The following is a 17337-nucleotide window of genomic DNA, read 5'->3' on the forward strand; positions in this document are numbered from 1 at the left end:
CTCGATGACGTTCCGACTGCGCGCTATGCGCGCGTTCGCGCTGCTGGTCGGCTTCTTTCTCATGGGCGTGGTTCTGTTGGCGGCCATGGCGGTGCTCGACTGGCTGGTGTTGACGAAGCTGTACAGCGCACGGGCGGCCTGGGTCGAAGGCGGACTGCTGACCGTCACCTTCCTGCTGGCGGTGGCGATTCTGCGCGGCATGTTCGCGTTTCTGCGGGCCGGGCGGCTGCCGCCGGTGACCGACGCGGTGGCGGTCACCCCGCAGGACCAGCCCGAGCTGTGGGAACAGATACGGGCCGCCGCCGAAGCGACAGGACAGCAGCCGCCGGACGAGCTCTACCTGGTCACCGAGGTCAACGCGGGGGTCGCCGAACAGAGCCGGTGGCTGGGGCTGCTGCCAGGACGACGCCGCATGTTCCTGGGCCTGCCGCTGCTGGCCGGGTTGACCCCCGCCCAGCTGCGCGCCGTCCTCGTCCATGAGTTCGGGCACGTCAGCAACCTCGACACCCGGCTCGGCGCCGTCACGATGCGCGGCCGGACAGCCCTGATCCACACGGTGGAGGCCTTTCGCGACGGCAGCACCCACTTCCACTATCTGATCGGCGTCCTGTACGTCGGCTACGCCCGGATGTTCCTGCGCACCACGCAGTCGGTGGCCCGCCACCAGGAACTCGCCGCGGACCGGATGGCCGCCCGCCACGCGGGGCGGGACGCGACGGCCTCCGCGCTACGGGCCCTTCCGGTACTCGCGAGCGCATACGCCCACTACCTGGAGACGTACGCCTCCATGGGCGGTTCGCAGGAGACGGAAGAGGGAGCAGGAGGAGTAGCGGGAACCGACGGAGCAGAAGCAGCGGGGCAAGCGCTGCCGCCCGTGGGCGAGGTGTACGGCGGTTTCCGCCGGTTGCTCGCGGCCCGTACCGGGGAGGGGCTCACCGCACTCGCCGCGGGCCAACGGCCGCCGCGGCCACACCCGTACGACTCACATCCGCCTCTGGCCGAACGCATCGCCCTGATCGAGGAACTCCCCACCGACGCCGAACGCGACCCGCACAGCAACACCCCGCATCAGCCCACCCCCGCACTGGCCCTCCTACGCGACACGGACCACGTGTTCGCCGCCCTGGAAGCCAGGACGCTCCCACCGGCGGTCGCGCAACTGCCACGCAAGAGCTGGGACGAGCTCACCATGGCCCGCGCGATCGCCGACGCCGAGAGCTGGTCCCGACCGCTGCAAGTCGCCGTGGCCAGGACACTTCGCTCAGCAGAGCAGAAGGCTGAGCAGAAGGCTGAGCAGACGACAGAGCAGAAGACAGACGGCCCGGCGCCCGTACGCCGGGGCACCACACCCTCGGGCCCGCTCAACCCGGCCAACACGCCCCGCACGCCCAACTCCCCCTTGCCCGGCCTGGAGGAGACACTCGACGCCTTCGACCGCGGCCTGCTGTGGATGGAGGTCGCCGACCGGATGCCCAAGCCGTATCAGGCGGCGCGACTCATCGGCCCGTCCGCCCGCAACTTCATCCGCCCCCGGATCTTCGACGGGCTCGCCGGCCTGATCCATCTGCGGCTCGCCGAGTCCGGCCAGGCCCAGCCGGACATCGCCTGGTCGGGCCGGCCAGGCCTCGTCCTGCCCGACTCATGGGAGAAGGGCATGGACGACGCCCTCGACGCGGCCGTGGCCGACACACCCGACACCGCTCCCCTGCGCGCCCTGCTCGCCGCCCCTCACCCTCTGGCCAAGGCGACGTGACCCGGCGCCCCGCGTAGCGGTGACAGCACGCGGGAAGCGCGCTCAGCGTCATCCCCACCGCCCCACCCCCAACGCCCCCGACCGGCCAGGGGACCTCGCTCGGGCAGGACGACGACCGGGGTTCCCTCTGTGAGCGCCAACGGCCCCCAGGACCAGGAGAGTTGGACGGGCCGGCCGTCGGTGAGGAACTCGTAGTGCGTGGTGACGCAGAGGTCCCCGGGGGAGATGGCAAGGCGCTCGGCGATGCCTTTGGGCGCGGGGACGCCCGCCTCACTCTGCGCGTCCCAGGAGGTGGCCCTGCCGCGCTCCTGCGAGGCGCCGCCCGGGCGGTCGCGGTGCCGGGAGCGGACGATCCGCAGGCGTTCGCGCGGTGTGCGGACGTACGTTCCGGAGCCCGTCCGGCCTTCCAACAGCCCCTCGACGATCAGCCGGTCCACGGCCCGCTGGGTGACGTTGCGCCCGACGCCGTACTCCTCGGCGAGCCGCGCCCGCGACGGAAGCCGCGCCCCCGACTCCCCATTCCCCACTCCCCACTCCCCACTGCCCCAGCAGCGGGCGTGCGCCTTCTGCTCCTGCGGCCGGGCGTCGCCCCCCTCACACCCGCTCCGCCAGGAACTCCTCCCAGGTCCGCTCCCCCGTCTCCGCCCCCTCCAGCGTCAGGTTCGCGCCCGCGCGGTACGCCTTTCCGGCCTTGCCCGGAATGCGCACCGGCATCCTCAACCGGCTCTTCCTGCCCAGCAGTTCGAGGTAGGGGCGGGCCAGCTCGGCGATGTCGTACACCGCCGGTCCCGCCATGTCGGGTACCCGGCCCGCCGGTTCACCCAGCGCCAACTCGACCATCCGCGCCGCCACTTCGGCCGAGTCGACCGGCTGGAGGCGCAGCCCGCCCGGTACCGGCAGGACGGGGAGCTTCGTCATCTTCTCGACCATCGTCAGGGTCAGGTCGTGGAACTGGGCCGCTCGCAGTGTCGTCCACGGGATGCCCGAGTCGGCGATGGCCCGCTCCGCGTCCCGCTTGGTCCGCAGCCAGGCCAGCGGGACGCGGTCCGCGCCGATGACCGAGATGTAGACGAGGTGGCGTACGCCCGCCGCGCGGGCCGCCCGGACGAGGGTGCGGGTCGCCTCGTCGTCGCCCTTGGGGCCGCCCGCAAGGTGGAGGACCGTCCCGACCCCGGCCAGCGCCGCGTCGACGCCCTCGCCCGTCATCAGGTCGCCGGTGACGTATTCGACCCCGTCCGTGTCCTCGCGGCCCCGGCGGCTGAGGACCCGTACCGTGCGGCCCGCCGCCCGCAGCAGCGGTACGGCGTGGCCGCCCAGGGTGCCCGTACCGCCGGTGACGAGGACGGTCTCCGTCTGGTCCGTCCGGTCCATCTGGTCCGTCCGGTTCGCCTGATCCCTGTGCTTCATGACCGCTCCCGTTTCATCTCGCCGAAGTGTCTTCGCGGGTATGACGGAGCGGTCCGGAGCGATGTGACAGGTGGTGCGGATTCTTTTCGGAGCTCAGATGGTCGCGGTGTCGATCACGAAGCGGTAGCGGACGTCGCTGGCGAGGACGCGCTCGTAGGCCTCGTTGATCTCCGAGGCGCTGATCAGCTCGATCTCGGCGCCGAATCCGTGCTCCGCGCAGAAGTCCAGCATCTCCTGGGTCTCCTGGATGCCGCCGATGCCGGAGCCGGCGAGGGTCTTGCGGCCGCCGATGAGCGAGAAGAGGTTGAGCTTGACCGGCTCCTCGGGGGCGCCGACGTTCACGAAGGCGCCGTCCGTCCTCAGGAGGGACAGGTAGGCGTCCAGGTTCAGCGGGGCCGAGACCGTCGACAGGATCAGGTCGAAGGTGCCCGCGAGCTCCTTGAAGGTGTTCTCGTCGCTGGTGGCGTAGTAGTGGTCGGCGCCCAGCTTCAGGCCGTCGTCCTTCTTGCGCAGGGACTGGGAGAGGACGGTGACCTCGGCGCCCAGCGCGTGCGCGATCTTGACGCCCATGTGGCCGAGGCCGCCCATGCCGAGGATCGCGACCTTCTTGCCGGGACCGGCGTTCCAGTGCTTGAGCGGGGAGTACGTGGTGATGCCGGCGCACAGCAGCGGCGCGGCCTCGTCGAGGGAGAGGCCGTCGGGGATGCGGACGACGAAGTTCTCGTCGACGACGACCTTCTCCGAGTAGCCCCCGTAGGTGGGCTCGCCGTCCTTGCCGACGCCGTTGTACGTGGGGACACTGCCGCCGGTGCAGTACTGCTCCAGGCCGGCCTTGCAGTTGTCGCACTCCCGGCAGGAGTCGACGAGGCAGCCGACGCCCACCCGGTCGCCGACGGTGTACTTGGTGACGCCGGGGCCGACCTCGGAGACGACGCCGGCGATCTCGTGGCCGGGGACCATCGGGAAGATGGCCTGGCCCCAGCCCTCGGTGGCCTGGTGGATGTCGGAGTGGCAGATGCCGGCGAACTTGATGTCGATCAGGACGTCGAACTCGCCGACCGGGCGTCGCTCGATGGTGGTCCGCTCCAGCGGGGCCTTGGCGGCGGGGGCGGCGTAAGCGGCAACGGTGGTCATGCCGGGGTTCTCCTAGCAAAGGGGGGTCGTGCCCGGCTGCCTTCCGGCCGGGCACGATGTCCAGCGTGCCCGAACGGACACTGTTCACCCAGGCCACAGCTTTGCGTACGTTCGCTGGTCCTACCACTGGCGGGGACAGGATGGTGGACGTACGACCGTGAATACTTGACGTATGGACGACATGGCCGAGACGGCGGAGGAGCGGGGCGGAGCCGGTGGCGCTCTGGACCGGCGGGCCGAGCTCAGCGAGTTCCTGCGTACCCGGCGGGCCCGGCTGAAGCCGGAGGACGTGGGGCTGCCCGACTTCGGGCGGCACCGGCGGGTGCCGGGGCTGCGGCGCGAGGAGCTGGCGCAGCTGGCGGGTGTCTCGGTGGCGTACTACACCCGCCTGGAACAGGGCAACGGGCGCAACGTGTCGGCGGAGGTCCTCGACGCCATCGCCCGCGCGCTGCGGCTGAGCGACGCCGAGCACGCGCACCTCTCCCATCTCGCGAAGCCGAAGCAGCACAAGAAGAAGCCGGCCGCCCGGACCGAGCAGGTGCGCGGGCCGCTGCGGCAGCTGCTGGACACGATGGACGGCGTCCCGGCGTACATCTCGGGCCGGCGCTCCGACATCCTCGTCTGGAACCGGATGGCGGCGGCCGTCTTCGGTGACTGGTCGGAGCTGCCGCCGCAGGAGCGGAACTGGGCGCGGCTGGTGTTCCTCCAGCCCGAGTACCGCGACCTGTTCGTGGAGTGGGACCAGAAGGCGTACGACATGGTCAGCTTCCTGCGCATGGCCGCGGGCTGCCACCCCGACGACCCGCGCCTCGCCGCGCTCGTGGGTGAACTCTCCCTCAAGAGCGAGGAGTTCAGACGGCTGTGGGCCACGCACGACGTCAAGGAGAAGAGCTACGGCGTCAAGCGTCTGATGCATCCGCTGGTCGGCGAACTCGCCCTGAACTTCGAGTCGTTCCGCCTGACCGACGGCACCGAGCAGACCCTGATCACCTACTCCGCCGAGCCCGGCTCCCCGTCCGCCGAGGCCCTGCGCCTGCTGGCCAGTTGGGGCGCGGACGCGACGCGGGCGGGCAAGGACGCCACGACGCCCAAGGCCTGACGGCTGACGCCCAAGGCCTGACGGCTCACCCTCGGTACGGCGGCGCCACCCCCCACCCCCACTGCGGCACCGGCTGCTCGGCGGGCGGCTTGGCGTCCGGGCCGGAGAAGTACACGGCGAGCCGTGTGCCCCACTCCACGTACGCCAGGAACGCCGAACGGAACTCGGCGTCCGTCGGCAGGCCCGCCTCGTCGGCGGCGTCCTGGATCAGGTTCACCCAGCGGCGGCGCTGTGGCTCGGTGATGCCGCGGCCCATGTGCTTGGCCACCATGTGGCCGTGGCCTCCCTGGGTCTCGGAGTACGTCGCCGGGCCGCCGAAGACCTCGGCGAGCCACATCGCCACATGCGAGGCGTGCTCGGGGGCCAGCCCGGCGAAGACGGGGGCGAGGAGGTCGTCCTTCAGCACCTTCTCGTAGAAGACCGAGGTCAGCCGGGCGAAGGCTTCCGCGCCGCCCGCCCACGCGTACAGGGTGGGCACGGCGGCCCCCCGCCCCCGTACCGCCGTCGGCTTGTAGTGCCGCATCTCCTCGATGTCACCGACGTAGGGCCGGATCTCGGCGAGGAAGTCGGCGAACAGCTCGGACTTGCGGAAGCCCTCGATGTGGTCCTCCGTCGAGGTCCAGGTGATGCGCAGGACGAAGTGCTCGAAGTCCTCCTCGCAGCGGGCGAGTTCGTAGTCGACGCATTGCGGGGCCGCCGCCAGCTGGGCCGCCGCTCGCGTGTAGGCGGACAGGAACTCGGCCGAACGGTCTTCCGGGATGCGGTAACGGATGTATTCGACGGTCTCTGCGGTCATGCCCCCACACTCACACGCCGGACGAGCTGGAAGCTGCTCCTCCGCCTGACAGGTCCGTACGGGCTGTTTCCTGGGCCAGGGACAGCCTTCTCATCGTTCTCTTATTTCAGCCTTATCCAGCCATCACGCGCCGTACCTAGCTTGCGGCCATGTTCTTCACCTACCTGAGGCGCGAACTGCGCCGCCGCAGAAAGGCGGCCCTCGTCGTCGCCTCCGGGCTCGCGCTCGGTATCGCGCTGGTCATCGTGGTCAGCTCCGTGTCCTCGGGCATGGGCAAGGCCCAGGACAAGGTCCTCCAGTCGCTGTACGGCCTCGGCACCGACATGACGGTCACCAAGGCCGCCGCCGCTCCCTCCGCCAACAGCTCCGAGCGCCCGCGCTTCAACTTCGACGCGCAGGACAGCGACTCCGACGAGGAGCAGAGCAGCGACCGCGTCATGGTCCAGGGCTTCCAGACGCTGGCGACCTCGACCGTCACCAAGGTCGGCGACCAGAAGGGCGTCTCGGACGCCGTGGGCGGCCTCAGCCTCCAGGTCATCAAGGTCAGCGGTCAGTTCACCCGCGGCCAGTTCCAGCAGAACGGCAACGGCGGCGGCCAGCAGCAGGGCGGCCCCGGCGGTGGCGGCACCGGCCAGCCGCAGGGTGAAGTGCAGGGCGGCGGCGCCGACTTCGACGTCAACAACTACTCCGTCTTCGGCACCGACGTCACCGAGCCGGCCCTCGGCCCGCTGACCTCCTCGGAGATCACCAGCGGCCGCACCTTCAAGACCTCCGAGACGAACGCCAAGGTCGTGGTCGTCGACTCGGCGTACGCCAAGGAGAAGAAGTACAAGGTCGGCTCGACGATCACCATCAAGGGCACCAAGTACAAGGCGATCGGTGTCGCGACCGCGAGCAGCGGTGACGCGGCGGCCAACCTCTACATCCCGCTGAAGCAGGCGCAGACCCTCAGCGACTCCAAGAACAAGGTCACCACGATCTACGTCAAGGCGACCGACTCCCAGCAGATCGACTCGGTCAAGTCGACGATCCAGAAGAACATCTCGGGTACGACGGTGACGACCTCCGCCGACCTCGCCGACACCGTCTCCGGCTCCCTCTCCACGGCGTCCTCCCTCGCGACGAACGTCGGCAAGTGGCTGTCGATCGCGGTCCTGGTCGCCGCGTTCCTGGTCGCCGGTCTGCTCACCTCCTCCGCGGTCTCCCGCCGCGTCCGCGAGTTCGGCACGCTCAAGGCGCTGGGCTGGCGTTCGGGCCGGGTGACCCGGCAGGTCGTCGGCGAGGCGATGGTCAACGGCCTCCTCGGCGGCGCCCTCGGCATCGGCCTGGGCCTGGCGGGCGCGTATGTCGTCACGGCCATCAGCCCCACCCTGGAAGCCCAGCTGGGCGGCGGCACCGGCGGCGGTGGCGGCATGGGCGGCCCCGGCGGAGGCGGCGGCTTCGGCGGCCCCGGACGTCAGACGGCTTCCAAGACCCTGGAGGTCGCCCTGACGGCCCCGGTGAGCGCGACGACGGTGGCGATAGCGGTGGGCCTCGCGGTGGCGGGCGGCCTGATAGCGGGCGCGTTCGGCGGCTGGCGAGCGTCGAGGCTGCGCCCGGCGGACGCGCTGAGGCGAGTCGAGTAGCGATCACTTTTCAGGCGAACGGGAGCTCGAAGGCTGTTCAGGGGCGCGGGGCTGCATCTGATATGCGGCTCCGCCGCGTGAGCGCGACCAGCCACAACGAACCCGCACCCGGACAACAACCAGGAGCCACCCAAAATGTACGAACTCAAAAGCGTCACCAAGCGCTACACCCGAGGCAAGGACACCGTGGACGCCCTCGCCGGCGTCGACCTCACCATCGCCGACGGGGACCGCCTGGTCATCCAGGGCCCCACCGGCGGCGGCAAGTCCACCCTCCTCCAGATGCTCGGCGCCCTGGACAAGCCCACGTCCGGCGAAGTCGTCCTGGACGGCACGGACCTGGCGAAACTGTCCGAGGCCAAGCTCACCAAGGTCCGCAGCGAGAACATCGGCTTCGTCTTCCAGAGCTTCAACCTCATCCCCACCCTCACCGCCCAGGAGAACGTGGAGACCGCCCTCGTCCCCCTGGGCGTCAAGGTGAAGGACCGCCGCGAACGAGCCGCGGAGGCCCTGAAGTCGGTCGGCCTGGGCGAACGCCTCGGCCACCTCCCCTCCGAGATGTCCGGAGGACAGCAGCAGCGCGTCGCCATCGCCCGCGCCCTCGTCAAGCAGCCGAAGGTGCTGCTCGCCGACGAGCCGACCGGCAACCTCGACGAGTCGATGCGCGACGAGATCATGGACGTACTCGAACGCATGTGGAAGGAGCTCGGGCTGACCTTCATCATGGTCACGCACGACTCCGCGATCGCGAAGAAGGCCCCACGGCTGGCCACCATTCGCAAGGGAAAGATCACGGTGAAGGAGAACGCGAGCTCCTGAGTGCGAGAGCGTGTGCTCCTGAGTACGAGAACTCGTCCCCTCCTGAGTATGAGCAACGCGTAACAGTCCGATGCTGTGCGTCACCTGTCTCTTGAGGCGTCTGATCACCCCCCGGCATACTGCGTGTTCCGGGGGGTGCACGCTTGTCTGTGCAGGACCACCCCCGGCCGGGTGAACGGGGAATTCGCCCGGACCTTCAGCAAGGGGGAGTCTTGCGCAGACAAGTGAAAAGAGTTTGTGCTGCCACCGTGGCCACGGGGGCGGCGGTCGCTCTCGCCGCGGGCATGACCAGCCCGGCAGCGGCGAAGTCAGAGGCTCAGGCACAGCCGGCGGGCTGGTCGAGCCAGCCGTTCAGTGCCCCTCACCACATCACCCTGATCACGGGTGACCGGGTCGCCGTCGACGCCAAGGGGCGGGTCGTCGGCGTGGAGCGGGCGAAGGGGCGGGAGCAGATACCGTTCCAGGTCCGCAAGGCCGACGGACACACCCTGGTCATACCCGGGGACGCGGCCCGTCTGGTCGCCGCCGGCAAGCTGGACCAGCGGCTGTTCGACATCACCGAGCTCAACAAGTCAGCGACCCGCAAGTCTCAGGCCAAGGGCCTGAAGGTGATCGTCGGGTACAAGGGCGCCGCCACCGCCGCGAAGGACGACGTCCGGGACGCGGGCACCCTGCGGCAGTCCCTGAAGACGCTCAACGCCGACGCGGTGCAGACCCCGACCGCCGACGCGCCCGAGCTGTGGGACGCGGTCACCAACGGCGACAGGACGGCGGCCGGTGTCGCGCACGTCTGGCTGGACGGCGTCCGCACCGCCAGCCTCGACAAGTCCGTCCCGCAGATCGGCGCCCCCAAGGCGTGGGCCGCGGGCTACGACGGCAAGGGCGTCAAGATCGCCGTCCTGGACACGGGTGTCGACGCGAGCCACCCGGACCTCAAGGACCAGGTGATCGAGGCCAAGAACTTCTCCACGGCCACCGACGCCACCGACCACTTCGGTCACGGCACGCACGTCGCGTCCATCGCGGCGGGCACCGGCGCCAAGTCGAACGGCAAGTACAAGGGTGTCGCGCCGGGTGCCAAGATCCTGAGCGGCAAGGTCCTCGACGACACCGGTTCAGGTGACGACTCCGGCATCCTCGCCGGCATGGAGTGGGCGGCCGCCGAGGGCGCCGACGTCGTCAACCTGAGCCTCGGCGGCCAGGACACCCCGGAGGTCGACCCGCTGGAGGCGGCGGTCAACAAGCTGTCCGCCGAGAAGGGCATCCTCTTCGCGATCGCGGCGGGCAACTCCGGTCCCGAGTCGGTCGGTTCGCCGGGCAGCGCGGACGCCGCGCTCACCGTCGGCGCCATCGACGACAAGGACGTCCTCGCCCCGTTCTCCTCCACCGGCCCGCGCGTCGGCGACGGCGCCATCAAGCCGGACGTGACCGCGCCGGGCGTGGACATCACGGCCGCCTCGGCCAAGGGCAGCGTCATCGAGCAGGAGGTCGGCGAGAAGCCGGCCGGCTATCTGACCATCTCGGGTACGTCGATGGCGACACCGCATGTGGCGGGCGCGGCGGCGATCCTGAAGCAGGAGCACCCGGACTGGACGTACGCCGAACTGAAGGGCGCCCTGACGGGCTCCGCGAAGGGCGGCAAGTACAACCCGTTCGAGCAGGGTTCGGGCCGCATCCAGGTCGACAAGGCCATCAAGCAGACCGTGATCGCCGACCCGGTGTCGGTGAGCTTCGGTACGCAGGCGTGGCCGCACACCGACGACAAGCCGGTCGCCAAGAAGCTGACGTACCGCAACCTCGGTACGGCGGACGTCACGCTGAAGCTGTCCTCGACGGCCACCAACCCCAAGGGCGCGGCGGCTCCGGCGGGCTTCTTCAAGCTCGGCGCGACCTCGGTGAAGGTCCCGGCGGGCGGCACGGCCTCCGTGGACTTCACCGTCAACACCAAGCTGGGCGGCACGGTCGACGGCGCGTACTCCGCGTACGTGACGGCGACGGGCGGCGGCCAGACGGTCCGTACGGCGGCTGCCGTGCAGCGTGAGATGGAGTCGTACGACCTCACGATCAAGCACATCGACAAGGACGGCAAGCCGACCGCGGACTACAACACCGTCGCGTTCGGCTACACCGGCCTGGCCAAGGACCGCGCCTACCAGGTGACGATCGACGAGTCCGGCACCACCAAGATGCGGCTGCCCAAGGGCACCTACGTGCTGGACGCCTGGATCGCCAAGGACTGGGTCACCTTCGAGGGCGGCCTCGACTGGGTGATGCAGCCGAAGCTGAGCCTGACCAAGAACCGCACGGTGACGATCGACGCCCGCAAGACCAAGGCGGCCGACATCACGGTGCCGGACGCCTCGGCCAAGCCGCTGTCCGCGATGATCAGCTACTTCTACGAGCCCGCGCTGCTGCCGGTCGGCGTCAACATGGACTCCTTCGCGAACATCCGGATCGCGGCCCTCGGTGCCGATGTCTCCGGCGGCCTGACCCAGACCTGGTACGGGCAGTGGGCCAAGGGTGCGAACGCCGAGTACGACGTGGCGACCCAGGCCAAGGTCAAGCACCTGGTGGGCGACAAGGTCAAGCACTACAAGGCGAGCGACTTCGCCACGGTCAAGGCCGACATGGGTGCTGCGGCGAGCGGCAAGACCGGTGCGCTCAGCCCGTGGGGCGAACTGCCCGAGGACGGTGTCTTCGGTACCGTCGTCGAGCAGAAGCTGCCGAGTACCCGCACCATGCTGCTGTCGACGGGCGACCAGATCAAGTGGGGCCTGGACTTCCTGCAGTACGGGGGAGCCAAGGACGAGCAGGGCAACTCGATCCCGGAGGCCGGCTACACGCTGGGGAACCCGCAGACCTTCAAGGCGGGCACCACGTACAAGAAGACCTTCAACACCGCGGTCTTCGGCCCGCACATCAACAAGGACTACGGCGTCTTCCGCGAGGGCAACTACCTCTACGGGTCGCTGCCGTTGTTCGCGGACGGGGCGCAGCACGCGGGATCGTCGGACTTCACCTCGGTGAAGACGGAGCTGTACCGCAACGGCACGAAGATCGGCTCCAACCAGGACCCGCTCTTCGGTGATGTGTTCACGGTTCCCGCGGCGGACGCCGAGTACAAGCTGACGTCGTCCGTGAAGCGGAGCGTCAAGCTGGCGGCGGCCTCGACGCGGATCGACGTGAGCTTCACGTTCCGCTCGAAGAAGGCCTCCTCCGAGGACTCGGTCACGCTGCCGGCCTCCACGGTCCGCTTCAACGCCAAGACGGGGCTCGACAGCCGCGTCAAGGCCGGCGAGACGGTGAAGATCCCGGTCAGCGTCGAGGGCGCGGCCAAGGGCTCGAACCTCAAGTCCCTCACGGTGTACGTGTCCTACGACTACGGCCAGACCTGGAAGAAGGTCACGGTCAAGGACGGCAAGATCACCGTGAAGAACCCGGACAAGGGCAAGGGCATCTCGTTCCACGCCAAGATCACCGACAAGAAGAACAACAAGTCGACGGTCTCGATCTACAACGCGTACTACGGCAAGTAGTCCGCGGGGCACCGGATCGAACTGAACACCGACGGCGTCCTCCGGTTGCGGAGGGCGCCGTCGGTGTACTTTCCTGGTAGCAAGAAGCCCCCGCCACGGCCGGAATCCGTGACAGGGGCTCCAGCTCAGCCAGGAGCTACGGGGAGGTCCCTAGTGGGTATAGGGATCTACCGCTACCTGCCGAGCCACCATAGCCACCACCGCCTCACGTGCTTGGCCCACGCTTCCGGCAGACACCGGGTGAGCCGACACACGAGAGTCGGTTTCGGCCTGGCATGACGTCCCATAGGGTGCGCCTCCCTTTCCATAGGGAGGCGCACCCGAGGCGCGTCACGTGCCGGGCATTACCGGCAACGCCCTTACGCGAGGCAAAAGTTGAGGGCGGTCGCCCCATCGGGTGACCGCCCTCGCTCAGTTGGTGTCAGGCCCGGCTCAGACCGCCGAACCCGCCTTCCAGTCCGCCCAGTTCAGGTTCCAGCCGTTGAGGCCGTTGTCCGGGGACACCGTCTTGTCGCCGGTGTTCTGGACGATCACGACGTCGCCGATGATCGAGTTGTTGTAGAACCAGTAGCCGGCCGTGCCCTTGTCGTTGGCGCCCTTGGTGTCGGAGAGGCCGACGCAGCCGTGGCTGGTGTTGACGCTGCCGAAGATGGACTTCGCGCCCCAGTAGTTGCCGTGCACGAAGGTGCCGGAGTTGGTGAGGCGGATGGCGTGCGGCACGTCCTTGATGTCGTACTCGCCCTTGCCGTCGTCGTCGGTGAAGCCCACGGTCGCGCCGTTCATGCGCGTCTCCTTGAACTTCTCGGACATCACCATGATGCCCTCGTACGTCTTGTTCTCCGGGGAGCCCGCCGAGATCGGGATGGTCTTGATCGTCTTGCCGTCCTGCGTGACCTTCATCTGCTTGGTCTTCGCGTCGACGTACGTGATCTGGTTACGGCCGATCTTGAAGGTGACCGTCTTCTGCTGGACGCCGTAGACACCGTCCGCGCCCTCGACACCGTCCAGCGCGAGCTTCAGCGTGACGGTGGAGTTCTCGGTCCAGTAGTCCTCGGGACGGAAGTCGATGCGGTTGGCATTGAACCAGTGGCCGACGACCTCCTGGCCGCTGGACGAGGAGACCGTGATGCCCTTCTGGACGGCCGCCTTGTTGGTGATCGCCTTGTCGAAGTTGATCGACACCGGCATACCGACGCCGACCGTGGAGCCGTCGTCCGGCGTGAAGTAGCCGAGGAAGCTGTTGGACGGGGAGACCGTGGTGAAGGACGCGTTCTCGTGGGCCACGCGGCCGTCGGAGTCCTTCGCCTCGGCGTTGACCTTGTAGGTCGTCGACCGCTCCAGCTGGGCGCTGGGCTTCCAGCTGGTCTTGTCCGCGGATATCGCGCCGCTGACCGCCGCGCCGTCGGCGGTGGTCATCGTGACCTCGGTGAGCATGCCCTTGCTCACGGTCACGGCCGCCGAGTTGTTGATGGAGGCGTTCTCGGAGCCGTCCTTGGGCGTGATCTTGATGTCGGCCTCGGACGTCTTCTTGGCCGCCGCCTCGTCGGCCTTGGCCTGCGAGGTGTCCTTGCTGCCGCTGCCGGAGGCGTCGTCGTCGCCACCGGAACACGCCGAGAGCACCAGCACACCGCCGAGCAGTGCGGACGCGACCGCCAGGCCCCTGCGCCGCTTACTGACCGTCATCACACGCTTCTCCATCGTTGCCGATTCCCCAAAGACCCGAGAGCCCCCCGTCAAACCCGAGAGTCCCGTCAATGAAACCTAAACGCTACGACCGGTTCGTCCCGTTCCACATTCTTCGAACGTGTGGGGCACACCACGTCCGCCGTGGCGGGTGGTGCGACTGTCGACCGTGCGCCCCCTGAGACGACGAAACCCCGGACGGCGGTTGCCACCCGGGGTCACGATTTCCCCAAGGGAGTTCAGCCGGCCGCCTCTTCCTCGTCCTCCGCGTCCTCATCATCCTCGTCGAGGTCCCAGTCCGGCGAATCCGGGTCGTAGTCGATCCGCTCGCTGGACCAGGAGGCCTGCACCAGCTCGACCCCGGGCACCTCGCTGACCAGGTCGAACGGGTCGACGAGATAGGCGAGGGCCTCCGCGGTGTCTTCCGTCACAGCCCCCTCGGCATGCGCCTGCTCATCGGCCGGCATCTCCACATCGTCGGCGATCCGCTCCAGCGCGGCCTTGGTGACGGCGTCCTCCTGCTCGACCTCCACCACCAATTCCACCCGAAGCCGCACAAACCGTGAAGTCTCTTCAGTGCTCATGCCCCGGAGAGTACGGCCCTTTTCTCCCGTGACTTTCCCGTGACCCGCGCCTTTCACTAACATCTGCCCACACGGCCAATTCGCCAGCGCCACAAGGGGATCGATATTCCGTGTCATCCGCTCGCCGTTCGTTGCTGACCGCCACCGCCGCGGGCACGCTCCTGTGTGCCCTGTGGTTCGTCCCGTCCGCCAACGCGACCCAGGACGAACCGGCGAGATCGCAGGTCACGCAGCAGGCCAGGGTGTCCACCGTCAGCACCGAGGGCACCGTCGAGGACACGCGTCTCGCCGACACCGGAAGCTTCGACACCACCCCGTACGTCGTCGGCGGTACGGCCTTCCTCGCGCTCGGTGCCGGATTCGTCACCTACTCCGTACGCCGGGAACGTCACGGTTTTTGAATCGACTTGACGGACCTTTGACCAAAACCTCATAGTCCGCTCATGAAGAGATCATCGGGGGCCCGCATAGCGGCCACGCTCACCGTGAGCGCGCTGTCGCTCGCCCTCATCACCGGCTGCTCCGACAAGGGTTCGGACGACACCAAGGGCAGCGACGCCAAGGAGTCGGCCGCCGCCTCGTCGGCGCCGGCCGCGAAGGCGCTGACCTCCGCCGAGCTGGAGAAGCTGCTGCTCGCCAAGGGCGACATCAAGGGCTTCGAGGCCGAGTCGGGCGACGACACCCTCCCGAAGTCCAAGAGCGACGTGAAGACCGACAAGGCGGAGTGCGACCCGCTGGCCTGGGCCACCGCCGCGCTCGCCCCGGGCGACACGGACGCGAACGCCAGCAACACGCTCACCGCGGAGACCTCTGCGGCCTCCAAGGACCCGTCGGACCTCAGCGAGTCCGACATCGAGAACGCCTTCGACGTGAGCATCACGTTCGTCGGTCTGTCCTCGTACGACGGCGACGGCGCCGAGAAGGCCGTGAAGGCCGTCTCCGACGGTGTGACGGCCTGCTCCGGCGGTTACGGCATCAAGGCCGAGGGCGAGAACTCCAAGGTCGTCAAGGTCGCCACGGCGAAGAGCTCCGGCGCCGGTGACGAGTCGGTGGCGTTCTCCGAGGACGTCGACATGGACGGCGAGGGCACGGCCACGTTCCTCACCGAGGTGGTCCGCAAGGGCAACACCGTCGCGACGTTCTACTCCGTCAACCTGGCCGCGCTGGGCAAGGGCGGCAAGACCGAGATCCCGGCCGAGGTCGTCACGGCCCAGGTCGCCAAGCTCAAGTAAGCACGCGTACAAGCACTCGTAAGAAGAGGGGCCCTGTCACCTGACAGGGCCCCTTTCGACTGCCTGCGGCCTACTGGAGCGGCCCCGTCACCGACTCCGCCGCCGCCACCAACTGCCCGCCGCGCACGAACGCGTCCGCCGCGGCCAGGTCCGGGGCCAGGAAGCGGTCGGGGCCCGGCCCCTGCACACCGGCCTTGCGTACGGCCTCGATGACCGCGCGCGAGGCGGGCGCCGGGGTGAGTCCCTCGCGCAGTTCCACGGCGCGTGTGGCGGCGTACAGCTCGACGGCGACGACCCGGGTGAGGTTGTCGACGGCGGTGCGCAGCTTGCGCGCGGCGGACCAGCCCATGGAGACGTGGTCCTCCTGCATGGCGGAGGACGGGATGGAGTCCGCCGACGCCGGTACGGCCAGCCGCTTCAGCTCGCTGACCAGCGCGGCCTGGGTGTACTGGGCGATCATCAGCCCCGAGTCCACGCCGGCGTCGTCGGCGAGGAACGGCGGCAGCCCGTGGCTGCGGTTCTTGTCGAGCAGCCGGTCGGTGCGCCGCTCCGCGATGGACGCGAGGTCGGCGGCGGCGATGGCGAGGAAGTCCAGGACGTAGGCCACGGGCGCGCCGTGGAAGTTGCCGTTGGACTCGACCCGCCCGTCGGGCAGTACGACGGGGTTGTCGACGGCGGAGGCAAGCTCCCGCTCGGCGACGAGCCGGGCGTGTGCCATCGTGTCGCGTCCGGCGCCCGCGACCTGCGGGGCGCAGCGCACCGAGTAGGCGTCCTGGACGCGCGGGGCGTCGTCCTGGTGGTGGCCGGTGAGCTGGGAGTCCTTCAGCACGGCGAGCATGTTGGCGGCGCTGGCGGCCTGCCCCGGGTGGGGGCGGATGGCGTGCAACTCGGGCGCGAGGACCTTGTCCGTGCCGAGGAGGCCCTCCAGGGACAGCGCGGCGGTGATGTCGGCCGACTTGTAGAGCATCTCCAGGTCGGCGAGGGCCATGACCAGCATGCCGAGCATGCCGTCGGTGCCGTTGAGGAGCGCGAGGCCCTCCTTCTCGCGCAGTTCGACGGGCGCGATGCCGTGCTCGGCGAGCAGCTCACCGGCGGGCCGCACGACCCCGTCCGGGCCTTCCGCGTCGCCCTCCCCCATCAGCGTCAGGGCGCAGTGGGACAGCGGCGCGAGGTCGCCGGAGCAGCCGAGGGAGCCGTACTCGTGCACGACGGGGGTGATCCCGGCGTTCAGCACGTCGGCCATGGTCTGCGCGACCTCGGGCCGCACACCGGTGTGGCCGGAGCAGACGGTCTTCAGCCGCAGGAACATCAGGGCCCGGACGACCTCCCGCTCGACGCGCGGCCCCATGCCGGCGGCGTGCGAGCGGACGATGTTGCGCTGCAGCTGAGCGCGGAGCTCGGTGCTGATGTGCCGGGTCGCCAGGGCGCCGAAGCCGGTGCTGACGCCGTAGACCGGGTCGGGCTTGGCGGCCAGCGCGTCCACGATCTCGCGGGCGGCGGCGAGGGCCGCGACCGCCTCCCCGGAGAGCTCGATGCGGGCGCCGTCGCGCGCCACGGCGAGAACGTCGGACGCGGTCACCCCGGACGTCCCCACCACCACAGTGTGCATATCCATATTCAGGAGCGTACGCAGTGAAGACGAAGATGTCACGAGTGGGGACGGGGTTCG

At 69.3% G+C, this 17337-nt stretch carries 13 protein-coding genes and 1 pseudogene; 7 read left to right on the forward strand and 7 right to left on the reverse strand.

What is annotated here, in order from left to right:
• Positions 1–4 precede the first annotated feature (4 nt).
• Positions 5–1753 (forward strand): M48 family metalloprotease, encoded by a 1749-nt coding sequence (locus tag OG885_RS17165; protein WP_405732046.1) that lies wholly within the window; start codon positions 5–7, stop codon positions 1751–1753.
• A 74-nt stretch (positions 1754–1827) separates the two neighbouring features.
• Here OG885_RS17165 and OG885_RS17170 read toward each other — a convergent pair.
• The 3 genes and pseudogenes from OG885_RS17170 to OG885_RS17180 all read right to left on the reverse strand — a co-directional run.
• A pseudogene (locus OG885_RS17170) lies at positions 1828–2280 on the reverse strand (GntR family transcriptional regulator); the annotation flags it as partial.
• A gap of 67 nt (positions 2281–2347) precedes the next feature.
• Entirely contained in the window at positions 2348–3124 is a 777-nt protein-coding gene (locus OG885_RS17175; protein WP_405742763.1) for an SDR family oxidoreductase, read from the reverse strand.
• 129 nt (positions 3125–3253) lie between these two features.
• Positions 3254–4294: an NAD(P)-dependent alcohol dehydrogenase gene (locus OG885_RS17180; RefSeq protein WP_405732049.1), complete on the reverse strand. Its 1041-nt coding sequence runs from the start codon at positions 4292–4294 to the stop codon at positions 3254–3256.
• 172 nt (positions 4295–4466) lie between these two features.
• On the opposite strand from OG885_RS17180, the gene OG885_RS17185 reads away from it, so the two are divergent.
• Positions 4467–5393 (forward strand): helix-turn-helix domain-containing protein, encoded by a 927-nt coding sequence (locus OG885_RS17185; RefSeq protein ID WP_405732052.1) that lies wholly within the window; start codon positions 4467–4469, stop codon positions 5391–5393.
• A gap of 25 nt (positions 5394–5418) precedes the next feature.
• On the opposite strand, the gene OG885_RS17190 is transcribed toward OG885_RS17185, so the two are convergent.
• A complete protein-coding gene (locus OG885_RS17190; protein ID WP_405732055.1) occupies positions 5419–6189 on the reverse strand; it encodes a group II truncated hemoglobin in 771 nt (256 codons plus the stop codon).
• Positions 6190–6338: 149 nt separating this feature from the next.
• Here OG885_RS17190 and OG885_RS17195 point away from each other — a divergent pair, with 149 nt between their 5' ends.
• The 3 genes from OG885_RS17195 to OG885_RS17205 all read left to right on the forward strand — a co-directional run bounded on the left by OG885_RS17195 (position 6339) and on the right by OG885_RS17205 (position 12169).
• A complete protein-coding gene (locus tag OG885_RS17195; RefSeq protein ID WP_405732058.1) occupies positions 6339–7814 on the forward strand; it encodes an ABC transporter permease in 1476 nt (491 codons plus the stop codon).
• A 135-nt stretch (positions 7815–7949) separates the two neighbouring features.
• On the forward strand, positions 7950–8633 hold the full coding sequence (locus tag OG885_RS17200; protein ID WP_405732061.1) for an ABC transporter ATP-binding protein: 684 nt from the start codon (positions 7950–7952) through the stop codon (positions 8631–8633).
• Positions 8634–8917: 284 nt separating this feature from the next.
• Positions 8918–12169 (forward strand): S8 family peptidase, encoded by a 3252-nt coding sequence (locus tag OG885_RS17205; RefSeq protein ID WP_405742765.1) that lies wholly within the window; start codon positions 8918–8920, stop codon positions 12167–12169.
• A gap of 432 nt (positions 12170–12601) precedes the next feature.
• On the opposite strand, the gene OG885_RS17210 is transcribed toward OG885_RS17205, so the two are convergent.
• Positions 12602–13867, reverse strand: coding sequence for an Ig-like domain-containing protein (locus OG885_RS17210; protein ID WP_405732064.1), 1266 nt, complete (start codon positions 13865–13867; stop codon positions 12602–12604).
• Between the two features lie 224 nt (positions 13868–14091).
• Entirely contained in the window at positions 14092–14436 is a 345-nt protein-coding gene (locus OG885_RS17215) for a hypothetical protein (protein ID WP_405732067.1), read from the reverse strand.
• A gap of 110 nt (positions 14437–14546) precedes the next feature.
• Between OG885_RS17215 and OG885_RS17220 the strand changes: the two genes are divergently transcribed.
• Positions 14547–14837 carry a hypothetical protein gene (locus tag OG885_RS17220; protein ID WP_399948987.1) on the forward strand — a complete coding sequence of 97 codons (291 nt, stop codon included), beginning with the start codon at positions 14547–14549 and terminating at the stop codon, positions 14835–14837.
• Positions 14838–14879: 42 nt separating this feature from the next.
• The gene (locus OG885_RS17225) at positions 14880–15668 is read left to right on the forward strand and encodes a hypothetical protein (RefSeq protein ID WP_405732070.1); all 789 of its coding nucleotides are present in this window, start codon (positions 14880–14882) and stop codon (positions 15666–15668) included.
• A gap of 70 nt (positions 15669–15738) precedes the next feature.
• Here OG885_RS17225 and hutH read toward each other — a convergent pair whose 3' ends face one another.
• Positions 15739–17277 carry a histidine ammonia-lyase gene (gene hutH, locus OG885_RS17230; RefSeq protein WP_405742766.1) on the reverse strand — a complete coding sequence of 513 codons (1539 nt, stop codon included), beginning with the start codon at positions 17275–17277 and terminating at the stop codon, positions 15739–15741.
• Positions 17278–17337 lie beyond the last annotated feature (60 nt).

The sequence above is a fragment of the Streptomyces sp. NBC_00028 genome (assembly GCF_045041065.1).
Classification (GTDB): domain Bacteria; phylum Actinomycetota; class Actinomycetes; order Streptomycetales; family Streptomycetaceae; genus Streptomyces.

Bases quoted from the DNA above. Each gene is read 5' to 3' on its own strand.
- OG885_RS17225 (WP_405732070.1), top strand. From the start codon at position 14,880: ATGAAGAGATCATCGGGGGCCCGCATAGCGGCCACGCTCACCGTGAGC.
- OG885_RS17185 (WP_405732052.1), top strand. From the start codon at position 4,467: ATGGACGACATGGCCGAGACGGCGGAGGAGCGGGGCGGAGCCGGTGGC.
- OG885_RS17215 (WP_405732067.1), bottom strand. From the start codon at position 14,436: ATGAGCACTGAAGAGACTTCACGGTTTGTGCGGCTTCGGGTGGAATTG.
- hutH (WP_405742766.1), bottom strand. From the start codon at position 17,277: ATGCACACTGTGGTGGTGGGGACGTCCGGGGTGACCGCGTCCGACGTT.
- OG885_RS17180 (WP_405732049.1), bottom strand. From the start codon at position 4,294: ATGACCACCGTTGCCGCTTACGCCGCCCCCGCCGCCAAGGCCCCGCTG.
- OG885_RS17205 (WP_405742765.1), top strand. From the start codon at position 8,918: ATGACCAGCCCGGCAGCGGCGAAGTCAGAGGCTCAGGCACAGCCGGCG.
- OG885_RS17200 (WP_405732061.1), top strand. From the start codon at position 7,950: ATGTACGAACTCAAAAGCGTCACCAAGCGCTACACCCGAGGCAAGGAC.
- OG885_RS17175 (WP_405742763.1), bottom strand. From the start codon at position 3,124: ATGGACCGGACGGACCAGACGGAGACCGTCCTCGTCACCGGCGGTACG.
- OG885_RS17210 (WP_405732064.1), bottom strand. From the start codon at position 13,867: ATGGAGAAGCGTGTGATGACGGTCAGTAAGCGGCGCAGGGGCCTGGCG.
- OG885_RS17190 (WP_405732055.1), bottom strand. From the start codon at position 6,189: ATGACCGCAGAGACCGTCGAATACATCCGTTACCGCATCCCGGAAGAC.
- OG885_RS17195 (WP_405732058.1), top strand. From the start codon at position 6,339: ATGTTCTTCACCTACCTGAGGCGCGAACTGCGCCGCCGCAGAAAGGCG.
- OG885_RS17165 (WP_405732046.1), top strand. From the start codon at position 5: ATGACGTTCCGACTGCGCGCTATGCGCGCGTTCGCGCTGCTGGTCGGC.